Consider the following 12778-nt stretch of genomic DNA (forward strand, 5'->3'; position numbering starts at 1 on the left):
TGCGTCACGTCTTCGACGGCTGCGCTGCTGGCGGCAGTTGCGCCGTCTTGTCGTTGCTATCCGCGCTGGAGACACCTGGACGCAGCCGGAAAAGTATCAGGAGCGGGCCGGCGACGAATATGGAGGAATAGGTGCCGATCAATATGCCGAAGATCATCGCCACGGTAAACGAAGCGATCACTTCGCCGCCCCACAGATAAAGGGCGGTCAGCGCCATCAATGTTGTCACACCTGTCAGGATCGTGCGTGACAGGGTTTCGTTCATCGAGAGGTCGAGCAGTTGCTCGATCGGCATCTTCTTGTATTTGCGCAGGTTTTCGCGGACGCGGTCGTAGACGACCACGGTGTCGTTGATCGAGTAACCGACGACCGTCAGGATGGCCGCGATCGAGGTCAGGTTGAATTCGAGCTGGAACCAGACGAAGAAGCCCACCATCATGATGACGTCGTGCAGCGTCGAGATGATCGCGCCGAGAGCGAACTGCCACTCGAAGCGGAACCAGATGTAGACCAGCATGGCCAGCATAGACGCGATCACCGCGATCGTCCCGGCCCAGGCAAGTTCGGACGATACCGTCGGACCGACGACCTCGATGCGGCGGAACTCGTAGTCGGCTCCCAGCGCGTCTCTAACCTTGCTGAGCGCCGACTGCTCGGCGCTGTCCCCGCCCTCCTGGGTTCCGATTCGTATCAGCAATTCGGAAGGATCGCCGAACTCCTGGACCTGAACTTCGCCGAGGTTGAGTTCTTCGAGCGCGGAGCGCACCCCGCCGACATCCGCGTTGCCTTGGAGCGCCTTCACTTCGATCGACGAGCCGCCCCGGAAATCGATGCCATAGTTCATGTCGACAGCCATGAAGGAGACGGCGGCGGCCACGGAGGCTACCGTCGAAAACACGAAGGCGTAAATGCGCATGCGCATGAAGCGGACCGAAGGGTTCGCCGGAAGATAATTCACCAGACCCGCCGGCAGTTCGCTGGGGCGGTAGCGGCGCAGCCAGACCGAAATCATCCAGCGCGTCAAAGTATAAGCTGTAAACACCGTTGTGATGATGCCTATCGCCAGCGTGACGGCGAAGCCCCGCACTGGGCCGGAGCCGAGATAGAAAAGGATGACCGCCGCGATCAGTGTCGTCAAATTGGCGTCCACGACGGTCGCAAGGGCCCGCTGAAACCCCGAGTCGAGCGATTGCACGATCGACCTGCCCTGCCGGCGCTCCTCGCGGACACGCTCGAAGATGATGACGTTGGAATCGACCGCCATGCCCATGGTGAGCACGATGCCGGCAATGCCGGGCAGCGTCAGCGTCGCGCCCAGAACCGAAAGGATCGCGATGATGAGCGCGACGTTTGCCGCAAGCGCCAGATTGGCGATTACGCCAAGCTTGCCGTAGGCGGCGAACATGAACGCAAACACCAGAACCGCGGCGATGATCGACGCGAACTGGCCGGCCTGGATAGAATCCGCGCCCAGGCTCGGTCCGACCGTGCGTTCTTCCACGATCGTCAGGTCGGCGGGGAGCGCACCGGCACGAAGCAGCACAGCGAGGTCGTTGGCGCCCTGAACGCTGAAGCTTCCGGAAATCTGGCCCGTGCCGCCAAGGATGGGCTCACGGATCTGGGGCGCTGAAATGACTTGGTCGTCGAGGATGATGGCGAACAGCTTGCCTACATTCTGCTGGGTCGCCGCGCCGAACCGCTGCGCGCCCTTGGTATCGAAGCGGAACGAAACCACAGGCTCACTAGTCCTCTGGTCGAAGGAGGCCTGCGCGTCGACGAGATTCTCGCCCGACACGATGACGCGGTTCTCGATCAGGTATGGGATCGGAGGATCGTCGGTCGAATAGAGGACCGTCGACCCTGCCGGAGGACGGCCTTCGATCGCTTCCTGCACAGGCATCGTCTGGTCGACCATCTGGAAGGTCAGCTTGGCGGTCTGGCCGAGAATGTCCTTCAGCCGCTGCGGGTCCTGCAAGCCTGGCACCTGGACGAGAATACGGTCGTTGCCCTGGCGCTGGATGATCGGCTCGGTCGTGCCGAGTTCGTTGACGCGGCGCCCGACCACCTCGATCGACTGCGTCAGCGCGCTGCCCAGGCGATAGTCAAGTCCTTCCTCGGTCAGCGTGTAGCGCAGGACGCCCGGTTCAGGCTCGTCGAGCGACAGTTCGCTGATCGTGCCTGCGCCGAACAGGCTCGAGGCGACCGGTTGAAGCAGCGGGGCGAGCGCGGTCTTGGCTGCATCGATCTGGGCTGTATCGCGAATGCGCACCTGAACCGAATTGCCGCTGCCGGTCAGGCCGGTGTAGCCGATCCTGGCGTCGCGCAGCAGCGTGCGGATATCGTCGCGGGTCGTCTCCAGCCGCTCGTCGGCGAGATCCTTGCGGTCGATCTGCAGCAGTATGTGCGAGCCGCCCTGGAGGTCGAGGCCGAGCGTCATCGACCGCTTCGGCACCCAGTCCGGCAGCGACGACAGCCAGGACTGGGGATAGAGGTTCGGCAAGGCGAACAGGACGCCGAGCGCGACGACCACCCAGATCGATATCGTCTTCCAGCGCGAGAAATAGAGCATCGTCGGTCTTCCGTCCTAGGCGACCGGCAACTCCCGTCTCGCCCCTTTCTGTAGCATGCCTTCCGCTTGGAGAGCGGTTATTTCTTGGCGTTCTCGTTGGCGACCGGTTCGCCCTTGACCCGGACGTCCATGATCGTGGAGCGCAGCGCAGTCACCTTGGTGCCACCGCCAAGGTCGACCTCGAGTTCGGCATCCGATGCCTTGGTGACCTTGCCGACCAGCCCGCCACCGGTGACCACCGTGTCGCCGCGCCGGATCGCCGCCAACATCTCGCCACGCTTTTTGACCTGCGCGCGCTGCGGCCGGATGATCAGAAAATACATGATTACGAAAATCAGGACAAACGGCAAAATGCTGATCAGCATATCCGGGCTAGCGCCGGTACCCTGCGCGTATGCGGGTGTTACAAACATCGAAAGCTCCTGATGATAAGGGGCCCAAGCCGGCCCGGAAAGTGGCCGGAATATAGAGCCTAAAGCTATGTTTGCAACCGCATATCCCGCGTCGTGGCCCGCTTTGCGGACCGGGCCGCCTGTGTTACAGCGCCACGGGCCGAGCGCAGCCTGCACACCCTGAAAGACAGTTGGCAATGACCGACAAGACCTTGGAAACGCTCGCTGAAAAGCTTGATCTGCTGATCGAGGTGGTCGGCCGCCTGGCGCCGCCGAATCCGCCGGCCGCCGATCTCGCCGCGGCCGACTGCTTCGTCTGGTCGTCCGAGCAGGGCGTCCTCGAGCCGGTCCACCGCGTCAATCGCGTCGATATCGGCCTGATCCGCGGCGTCGATCGCGTCCGCGACATCCTGATCGACAATACAGAGCGTTTCGCCGCGGGACTGCCCGCCAACAACGTGCTGCTGTGGGGCGCCCGCGGCATGGGCAAGTCCTCGCTGGTCAAGGCGGTTCATGCCTCTGTCAACGCCGCCCTCAAGACTGGCGAGACCCCGCTGAAGCTCGTCGAAATCCATCGCGAAGACATCGACACGCTGCCCAAGCTGATGGGATTGCTGAAATCCGCGCACTGGCGCTTCATCCTGTTTTGCGACGATCTCTCCTTCGATCACGACGACACGTCCTACAAATCGCTGAAGGCGGCTCTCGAAGGCGGCGTCGAGGGCCGGCCGGCGAACGTCATCTTCTACGCAACGTCCAACCGACGGCACCTCCTGCCACGGGACATGATCGACAACGAGCGTTCGACCGCCATCAATCCCGGCGAGGCCGTGGAGGAGAAGGTGTCGCTGTCCGACCGTTTCGGACTGTGGCTCGGCTTCCACAAATGCTCGCAAGACGAATATCTCGACATGATCGAAGGCTACGCCAGCTACCACGGGCTGGAGGTAAACCCCGAACGGTTGCGCGCCGAGGCGTTGGAATGGGCGACCACCAGGGGCAGCCGCTCCGGCCGCGTCGCCTGGCAGTTCACGCAGGATCTGGCCGGGCGGTTGGGAAAGCCGCTGAGGGACTGAGCACCACCGGTGTCTTCTTCCGGCGACCCGCGGTCGCGGGCTCGGCCTTCGGCCGGAGGGCGTGCTTCACCGTTGCCACGCCCGCCGAAGCGTCTGGCCTCTGTCAAAGAACGCTCCCTTCCACGGAGGGAGAAGTCGGGAAGCGGGGCACGGGGCCGAGCCTCTCAATAATTTGTACGTGGCCGGTTTCCCGCGCCCCGCCGGCTTTCTTGCCCTACCTGGAGGGGACGCAGCGAATTGTTTCACCGCGCGACCTCGGTCAGGGCCCGGACCTCAGGGCTCATCACCCAGCCGCGCCACCTCCGCGCGGCCGATCCGGCGCCGCCGCCCTCCCCTGATCCCCGGTCCGGACCAGGGTTCCCGCGAGAGCGATGGCGCAAGTATCGCTCAAGCGGAATCGGCGTGAATGAGCAGGCCCGGTTATTTTTCGAGATATAGGGAAATCACAGGGTTGGCGGAGATGTATATCCACGCGTTTTGGCCAGGCGTCGCGCTAGACCTGGCCAGCGGACCGCGTCAGCCCGATCATAGCGCAGACCATTTCCGGCAATTCGGCCGGGCTGGCCGCGATCCGCGCAGCACCCGCCCCTTCGAGTTCGGCCCGGTCGCCAAAGCCCCACAGCACGCCAATGGCCCGGACATCGTTCCTGGCGGCGCCGTGCGCGTCGTGCAGCCGGTCGCCGATCATTACCGTCTTTTGGGGATCGAGGCCTTCGGCGCGCAGGATGTGGCGGATCAGTTCGCCCTTATCGGCCCGCGAGCCATCCAGGGCAGAGCCATGCACCCGGCGAAAGTACCCGGCAAGGCCGAAATGGTCGATGATGTCGAGCGAGTAGGATTCCAGCTTCGATGTCGCGACAAACAGTGCATATCCGGTATCGGTCATTGTCCGGAGCACGTCAATTATGCCGGGGATGAGTTCGTTCTCGAACTTTCCGAATTCGCCATAGCGCTGTCTGTAGAAACCCAGCGCCTTTGCCGCCAAGGCCTCGTCACCGAATATCTCCATGAAGGTCGCCTGCAATGGGGGACCGATATAGCGGCGCAGTTCTTCGGCGGGCGGCGGGTCCATCCCCATCTGGCGCAGCGCATGCTGCATCGATCTGGTGATGCCGATGAAGGGATCGGTCAACGTCCCGTCGAGATCGAAAAGGACCGAACCGGGCACCTCCGTCATCAGGAAAACTCCATGATCACGGCATCCACCGCCAGGCTATCGCCGGGCTTGGCGGTGATCCTGGCTACCGTCAGATCGCGCTCGGCTCTGAGAACATTCTCCATTTTCATCGCCTCGACGACGGCAAGCGTCTCGCCGGCCTTGACCTCCTGACCGGCGGAGACGCCGATCGAGACGACCAGCCCGGGCATCGGGCAGAGCAGGAACTTCGACGTGTCGGCGGCGGCCTTCTTCGGCATCAGCCTTTCGAGCCGCGCGACATGCGGCTCCATCACCAACGCATCGACCGACATGCCGCGCCAAGCGATGTTGATGCCATTGAGACGCGGCCGTATCTGCGCGGCGATCTCCCGCCCGCCGACGGTGCCGCGCCAGACGGGGTCGCCAGGCCGCCACCTGGAGGCGACAACCGCGACCTCGCCTCCATTGATCGCGATCCCGGCGTCAGCCGCGCCGTCGCCCGTGACCGATGCCGTCAGATAGTCGGCTCCGAGCTTGACGACCCATTCCCGACAATCCGGTGCATCGGCTGGTCTGAGGCGCCCTGATAATTTGCCGAGACGTTCGCAGCGCTTGAGTTCCACCGCGGCGGCGACAGTCGCGAGCACTGCCTTCTCGTCCACGTCCGGCGCTACCGGATGAAAACCGTCGGGATATTCCTCCGCGATGAAGCCGGTCGAAAGCCGCCCCTCCCGCCAGCGCGGATGGCGCATCAGCGCGGCCAGGAACGGCATGTTGTGCTGGATGCCGTCGACGACGAAGCTGTCGAGCGCGTCCGACATCGCGTCGATCGCCTGCGCACGGGTCGGCGCCCAGGTGCAGAGCTTGGCGACCATCGGATCGTAGAACATCGAGATCTCCGACCCTTCCGTCACGCCGGTGTCGTTGCGCACGACGATCTGGTCCGAACGCCCCTCCTCCGGCGGCCGGTAGCGCGTCAGCCGGCCGATCGACGGCAGGAAATTGCGGTAGGGGTCCTCGGCATAGAGACGGCTCTCCACCGCCCAGCCGTTCAGTTTGATATCGTCCTGCCTCAACGCCAGCTTCTCGCCTGCGGCCACGCGGATCATCTGTTCGACAAGATCGATGCCGGTGACGAGCTCCGTCACCGGATGCTCGACCTGCAGCCGCGTGTTCATCTCGAGGAAATAGAAATTGCGCTCCTTGTCGACGATGAACTCGACGGTGCCGGCGCTCTGGTAGTCGACCGCCTTGGCCAACGCCACCGCCTGCTCGCCCATGGCGCGCCGCGTCTTCTCGTCTAGGAACGGCGACGGCGCCTCCTCCACGACCTTCTGGTTGCGCCGCTGGATCGAACATTCGCGCTCGCCGAGATAGACCACGTTGCCATGCGCGTCGCCCAGCACCTGGATCTCGATGTGGCGGGGATCGACGATGAATTTCTCGATGAAGACGCGGTCGTCACCGAACGAACTCTTTGCCTCCGAGCGCGCCCGCTCGAACCCGTCACGCACTTCAGCCGCGTCCCAGGCGATGCGCATGCCCTTGCCGCCGCCGCCGGCCGACGCCTTGATCATCACCGGATAGCCAATCTCGGCCGCGATCTTCTCGGCATGCGAGGCGTCCTCTATGACGCCCAGCCAACCCGGCACGGTGGAGACATCAGCCGCGTTGGCGAATTTCTTCGACTCGATCTTGTCGCCCATGGCCTCGATCGCCTTCGGCTTCGGGCCGATGAAGACGATGCCCTCTTTCTCAAGGGCCTCGCAGAAGGACGCGCGCTCCGACAGGAACCCGTAGCCCGGATGCACGGCTTCCGCTCCGGTCGCCTTGCACGCCTCGATGATCCTGTCGGCGACCAGATAGCTCTGCGAAGCCGGCGGCGGGCCGATATGCACCGCCTCGTCCGCTACCTCGACATGCACCGCGTCACGGTCGGCATCCGAATAGACCGCGACGGTGGCGATGCCCATCTTCCGGGCCGTCTTGATGACCCGGCAGGCGATCTCGCCGCGATTTGCAATCAGTATCTTGCCGAACATGCGTCCCTCGCCTTTTCGCCCCCACGCTTATGCGCTTACGGGTCGGCGCTCAAGCACGCCGAAAGTTCTGGGATCACCGGCCCTAGAAATGCTCGCCGGCGCGGAACGGACCGACCCGGATGCCTGCCGCGACGAGATAGGCCGTCGACCAGCCGATGAGCAGGAACCCGCTTAGCCCCTCGAGCGCCGTGAGCAGCCGCCATTCGCCGCTCGCCACGATGTCGCCATAGCCGACGGTGGCGAAGGTGGCGGTGGAGAAATAGAGCGTCGTCTCGAAGTCCCCGACGACGACGCCGCCCATCGCGTAGTAACAAGAGGCCCAGAGCCACACCTCGATTGTCAGCACGGCGAAGACGCCGATCACGGCCGCAAGCATCGCCACGATGTGGCTGCGGCGGCCCTGCAAGCGCAGCCTGTCGGTGAGCAAACCCATGCCGCGCGTCACCGCCATCAGTCCGAACGTATGGATGACGACGGTTATTGCGATGATGATCGTGCCGACGACAAGGTTTGCTATCATGGCCGCTATGCATGGCGCGCCGCCGCGCCAAGATCAAGCGGGCGCATTGCCGCCACTTGATCCGGCTGGCGATTCCTGAAACCCTCGCCGCCCATCGTGCAGGAGACCCGTTCATGAAAACCCGCGCCGCCGTGGCCGTCGCCGCCGGAAAGCCTTTGGAAATCATGGAGGTGGACCTTGAGGGTCCGCGCGCCGGAGAGGTCCTGGTCGAGATCAAGGCGACGGGCATCTGCCACACCGACGAGTTCACGCTGTCCGGAGCCGATCCCGAGGGCATCTTCCCGGCGATCCTCGGCCATGAAGGCGCGGGTGTCGTGGTCGACGTCGGCCCGGGCGTCACCACGGTGAAGAAGGGCGACCACGTCATCCCGCTCTATACGCCCGAATGCCGCCAGTGCCCGTCCTGCCTGTCGCGCAAGACCAATCTCTGCACAGCCATTCGCGCTACCCAGGGCCAGGGGCTGATGCCCGACGGCACCAGCCGCTTTTCGATCGGCAAGGACAAGATCTTCCACTACATGGGCTGCTCGACCTTCTCGAACTTCACGGTGCTGCCCGAGATCGCGCTGGCGAAGGTCAACCCGGACGCGCCCTTCGACACGATCTGCTACATCGGCTGCGGCGTGACGACCGGCATCGGCGCCGTCATCAACACTGCCAAGGTCGAGATCGGCGCAACGGCGGTCGTGTTCGGCCTCGGCGGCATCGGGCTCAATGTCATCCAGGGGCTGAAGCTCGCCGGCGCCGACATGATCATCGGCGTCGACTTAAACAATGACAAGAAGGCTTGGGGTGAACGCTTTGGAATGACTCACTTTGTCAATCCGAAGGAGATCCACGGAGACATCGTCCCCCACCTCGTCAACATGACCAAGCGCGGGGCCGACCAGATCGGCGGCGCGGATTACACATTCGACTGCACCGGCAACACGAAAGTCATGCGCCAGGCGCTGGAGGCCTCGCATCGCGGTTGGGGCCAGTCGATCGTCATCGGCGTGGCGGGCGCCGGCCAGGAAATCTCGACGCGGCCGTTCCAACTCGTCACCGGCCGCGTCTGGAAAGGCACCGCTTTCGGCGGCGCGCGCGGCCGCACCGACGTGCCCAAGATCGTCGACTGGTACATGGACGGCAAGATCCAGATCGATCCGATGATCACCCACAGGCTGACCCTCGATGAGATCAACAAGGGTTTTGATCTCATGCACGAGGGCAAGTCGATCAGGAGCGTCGTAGTTTACTAAGCCTGGCACCCGGCGTCGGCCATTCGGCCCGCGCCTGGCGTTGCACGGGTCAACCGAGGGAGGACTGCATATGGCTGAAAAACTGCACCCGAAAATCGACCACGGCCTGCCAAAGGAAAGCGCGAGCTTTTCCGGCGGCACATTGGTCTGCTTGTGCACCAGCAAGCCGGTGAAGGTGAAGATCAAGGGACAGATCGCGCATAACCATGCCTGCGGCTGCACCAAGTGCTGGAAGCCGGACGGCGCGATCTTCTCGGTCGTTGCGGTTACCCCGCACGAGAACGTCACCGTGACGGAGAATGGCGACAAGCTGAAAGTGGTCGATCCCTCTGCGCTCATCCTGCGCCACGCCTGCACCCAATGCGGCGTGCACATGTATGGACCGGTCGAGCGCGACCACGCGTTCAAGGGCCTCGACTTCATCCATCCCGAGCGCTTCGAGGAGGATGGCTGGTCGCCGCCGGGCTTCGCGGCCTTCGTCTCGTCGGTGATCGAGTCCGGCGTCGATCCCGGCCGCATGGCGGGCATCCGCGCCCAGTTGAAGGCGGCCGGGCTGGAACCCTATGATTGCCTGAACCCGGTCCTGATGGATGTGCTCGCAACCTTCGCGGCCAAGAAGTCCGGAGCGTTGCCCGCCTGACGAGCGTTATGCCAACCGCATCCCTCGGCAACGGGGGATGCGGCCCATCGGAGCCTAGCGGAGGTCTCGCCATGCTTTTTCCAGCCACCGTCGCCGGCAGCCTGCCGAAGCCGGCATGGCTTGCCGAGACCGAAAAGCTCTGGCCGAAATGGATACCGTCTGGCGCAGCGCTCGACCAGGCCAAGCGCGACGCCGCGCTCATCTGGATCAAGGAGCAGGAGGACGCCGGCATCGCCACCGTGTCCGACGGCGAGCAGTTCCGCACCCATTTCGTGCACGGCTTCCTTGAGACCGTCGAGGGCATCGACTGGAACCTCAAGACGAAGATGGGCATCCGCAACAACCGCTACGTCGTGGATGTGCCGACCGTGACGGGCCGGCCGAAGCGCAGCCGCCCCGTCCACCGCGACGAGGCGGCCTTCTGCCGGTCGCATGTCAGGGGCCGGCTCAAATGGACGCTGCCCGGCCCGATGACCATATGCGATACGCTGGCCGACGGGCATTTCGGCCGGCGTGCCGACATGGCGATGGCTTTCGCCGAGATTCTCAACGAGGAAGCGCTGGAACTGGAGGCGGTCGGCGTCGACGTGATCCAGTTCGACGAGCCCGCCTTCAACGTGTTCATGGACGACGTCAAGGAATGGGGCATCGCCACGCTGGAGCGGGCCGCGCGCGGGCTGAAATGCGCCACCGCCGTCCACATCTGCTACGGCTACGGCATCGAGGCGAACCTGAAGTGGAAGGAAACGCTCGGCGCCGAATGGCGGCAGTACGAGGAGATCTTCCCGGCCATCAACGCCTCGTCGATCAGCCAGGTCTCGCTGGAGTGCGCCAATTCGCGCGTGCCGATCTCGCTGATCTCCCTTCTGCCCGACAAGGTGCTGCTGGTCGGTGCGATCGATGTCGCGTCGAACACAGTCGAGACGCCGGAACAGGTCGCGGCAACCATCGAGGCGGCGCTGCAACATGCCGACGCCGAGCGCATCCAGCCTTGCACCAATTGCGGCATGGCGCCACTGTCGCGCGCGGTCGCAGTGGGAAAACTCGGCGCGCTCGGTAAGGGCGCGGAACTGGCAAGGGCGCGCCACGCCGCTCCCCATGTCGCCGAAAGCGGATGACCGGACCCGCCATCTACGTCGATGCCGACGCCTGCCCGGTCAAGGATGAGGTGATCCGCGTGGCCGAGCGGCACGGCTTGATCGTCACCTTCGTCTCCAACGGCGGTTTGCGGCCGTCGCGAGATCCGATGATCCGCAACGTCGTCGTCGCCAAAGGCGCCGACGCCGCCGACGACTGGATCGTCGAGCACGCGGCGGCCAACGACATCGTCGTCACCGCCGACATTCCGCTCGCCGCGCGCACGGTGGCGCTCGGCGCCCACGTCATCGGCATGACCGGCAGGCCGTTCACATCCGAAACGATCGGCATGGCGGTGGCGATGCGCGACCTGAAGCAGCATTTGCGCGAGACCGGCGAAAGCAAGGGCTATAACTCAAGCTTCTCGCCGCGCGACCGCTCGGCCTTCCTCTCAGCGCTCGACCAGGCGGTCAGACGCGCGCTGCGGAGCCGCCAATGATCTCGCTCCGCCGCTACGCAGCCTTCTACACGGCGCTTGCCGGTGGCCTGCTCGCCCTGGCGCTCACCTTGTGGCTTCGGCCGCATATCGCCGTCCAGGCTTCGGCAAACACGTTCTTCATTGTCTATATCGTTCTGGAACTTGCCAAAATCCGACGCATGACGCCCGATTTCCTGAAAAAGCACGCGGCAAGCACCGACGCACCCGCCTGGGTGATCGTCGCCATCACCTTCGTGGCGGGGTTGGTGGCGGTCGGATCTCTTTTCGTCCTGATCAACGAGGGCAACAAGCCAAATCCGTTCCAGCTGACGCTCGCCCTCACCTCCGTGGCGCTCGGATGGATGAGTATCCACACCATGACCGCTATCCACTATGCCCATATGTACTGGCGGCCCGAGGACCAGGACGGCGGGAAAACGGGCGTCGCGTCCCTGAGCGGCGGCCTCCAATTCCCCGGCGGCGACGAACCGGGCGGCTACGATTTCCTCTACTACGCCCTTGTGATCGGCATGACCGCGCAGACGGCCGACGTCGACATCACCAGAACCGCCATGCGCAAGTTGACGCTCGTCCATGCCGTCGTATCGTTCTTCTTCAACACGGTGCTGGTCGCCGCGGCGGTCAACGTCGCGGTTTCGCTTGCGTCAGGCTGATCTTGCGCCTTATTCATCAAGGCTCGACGCGCGACGACAGCGGACGTCCGGCAATGCCGAAAACCATCCTCATCACAGGCGCCGCCGGCAGCGTTGGCCGCAAGCTGACGGCACATTTTCGATCGAAGCGCCACACGCTGTTGCTGGTCGACGTGGCTGCCCCGCCCCAGGATGATCTCATTGAACAGGTCGACCTCGCCGAATGGGGAGCGTGGGCGGACCGCTTCAGGGGTGTCGATTGCATCATCCACCTCGCCGCCCACGCCGACATCGACGCGGACTGGCGCTCGCTCGCGCGCAACAACATAGATGCGACGCTGAACGTCTTCGAGGCCGCGGCACGCGGCGGTGCGAAGCGCGTCATCTATGCAAGCAGCGGCTTCGTCGTGGAGGGTCACCGGGACTCCGACCTGCCTATCGACGAAGACGTCGCGCCGGCTCCCATCAATCCCTATGGCGCCAGCAAGCTTGCCGGCGAATGGATAGCGCGATCCTTCAGCGCGTCCCGCGACCTGTCGGTGATTTGCTTTCGCATCGGCGCCTGCGGGGGGGATGGGGAGAACCGTTCCTGCCTGCAGTTGGGCGACACCCTTTGGCAGCAGCGGAAATGGCTGTCGGATCGAGACCTCCGCGACGCCTTCGACCGCGGCGTCCATGCTCCGGACAGCATCCGGTTCGAGATCTTCAACCTCGTCTCGAGCAACCGGGGGATGCGCTGGGACATGAGTAAGGCCGAGCGCCTGCTCGGTTTCCGCGCCGCCGACGGGGGCGTTCCGCGCGTGCCGTCGCCTCGCGAGCGCATGAAACGCCGGCTAAAAGCGTGGCTGGCTTCCGTGCTGTCGCGATTCAGCCCGCGCCCGCCCAAAGCCGGCGCGATGGTCGACGCGCCTCGAAAGGGATGACAAGGGCGAGCTCGATCGCATGTCCATCG

At 64.2% G+C, this 12778-nt stretch carries 12 protein-coding genes; 7 read left to right on the top strand and 5 right to left on the bottom strand.

Features of this window, described 5'->3' with window-relative positions:
* Positions 1-4 precede the first annotated feature (4 nt).
* Together secDF and yajC are read right to left on the bottom strand one after the other, a co-directional pair.
* On the bottom strand, positions 5-2569 hold the full coding sequence (secDF, locus tag ABLE71_RS14495) for a protein translocase subunit SecDF (RefSeq protein ID WP_348784138.1): 2565 nt from the start codon (positions 2567-2569) through the stop codon (positions 5-7).
* Between the two features lie 77 nt (positions 2570-2646).
* Complete coding sequence (gene yajC, locus ABLE71_RS14500) at positions 2647-2982, bottom strand: preprotein translocase subunit YajC (RefSeq protein WP_348784139.1); 336 nt, start codon at positions 2980-2982, stop codon at positions 2647-2649.
* A 176-nt stretch (positions 2983-3158) separates the two neighbouring features.
* Between yajC and ABLE71_RS14505 the strand changes: the two genes are divergently transcribed.
* A complete protein-coding gene (locus tag ABLE71_RS14505; RefSeq protein ID WP_348784140.1) occupies positions 3159-4037 on the top strand; it encodes an ATP-binding protein in 879 nt (292 codons plus the stop codon).
* A 493-nt stretch (positions 4038-4530) separates the two neighbouring features.
* Here ABLE71_RS14505 and ABLE71_RS14510 read toward each other — a convergent pair whose 3' ends face one another.
* From ABLE71_RS14510 to ABLE71_RS14520, 3 genes are all read right to left on the bottom strand, one after another.
* Positions 4531-5214, bottom strand: coding sequence for an HAD hydrolase-like protein (locus tag ABLE71_RS14510; protein WP_348784141.1), 684 nt, complete (start codon positions 5212-5214; stop codon positions 4531-4533).
* On the bottom strand, positions 5214-7217 hold the full coding sequence (locus ABLE71_RS14515) for an acetyl/propionyl/methylcrotonyl-CoA carboxylase subunit alpha (protein WP_348784142.1): 2004 nt from the start codon (positions 7215-7217) through the stop codon (positions 5214-5216). The genes ABLE71_RS14510 and ABLE71_RS14515 overlap by 1 nt, the downstream gene beginning before the upstream one ends.
* An 82-nt stretch (positions 7218-7299) precedes the next feature.
* Entirely contained in the window at positions 7300-7737 is a 438-nt protein-coding gene (locus ABLE71_RS14520) for a potassium channel family protein (protein WP_348784143.1), read from the bottom strand.
* A 113-nt stretch (positions 7738-7850) separates the two neighbouring features.
* Between ABLE71_RS14520 and ABLE71_RS14525 the strand changes: the two genes are divergently transcribed.
* The 6 genes from ABLE71_RS14525 to ABLE71_RS14550 all read left to right on the top strand — a co-directional run bounded on the left by ABLE71_RS14525 (position 7851) and on the right by ABLE71_RS14550 (position 12749).
* Positions 7851-8978: an S-(hydroxymethyl)glutathione dehydrogenase/class III alcohol dehydrogenase gene (locus tag ABLE71_RS14525; RefSeq protein ID WP_348784144.1), complete on the top strand. Its 1128-nt coding sequence runs from the start codon at positions 7851-7853 to the stop codon at positions 8976-8978.
* 70 nt (positions 8979-9048) lie between these two features.
* Positions 9049-9618: an S-(hydroxymethyl)glutathione synthase gene (gfa, locus tag ABLE71_RS14530; RefSeq protein ID WP_348784145.1), complete on the top strand. Its 570-nt coding sequence runs from the start codon at positions 9049-9051 to the stop codon at positions 9616-9618.
* 71 nt (positions 9619-9689) lie between these two features.
* A complete protein-coding gene (locus tag ABLE71_RS14535) occupies positions 9690-10736 on the top strand; it encodes a methionine synthase (RefSeq protein WP_348784146.1) in 1047 nt (348 codons plus the stop codon).
* Entirely contained in the window at positions 10733-11194 is a 462-nt protein-coding gene (locus ABLE71_RS14540) for a YaiI/YqxD family protein (protein WP_348784147.1), read from the top strand. Before ABLE71_RS14535 ends, ABLE71_RS14540 begins: the two co-directional genes overlap by 4 nt.
* Positions 11191-11847, top strand: a complete 657-nt coding sequence (locus tag ABLE71_RS14545) for a DUF1345 domain-containing protein (RefSeq protein WP_348784148.1) — start codon at positions 11191-11193, stop codon at positions 11845-11847. The genes ABLE71_RS14540 and ABLE71_RS14545 overlap by 4 nt, the downstream gene beginning before the upstream one ends.
* A 53-nt stretch (positions 11848-11900) precedes the next feature.
* A complete protein-coding gene (locus tag ABLE71_RS14550; protein ID WP_348784149.1) occupies positions 11901-12749 on the top strand; it encodes an NAD(P)-dependent oxidoreductase in 849 nt (282 codons plus the stop codon).
* The last annotated feature ends 29 nt before the right edge of the window (positions 12750-12778 follow it).

Origin of the sequence: Mesorhizobium sp. KR9-304 (assembly GCF_040049215.1) — a bacterium.
Taxonomy (GTDB): Bacteria; Pseudomonadota; Alphaproteobacteria; order Rhizobiales; family Rhizobiaceae; genus Mesorhizobium_K.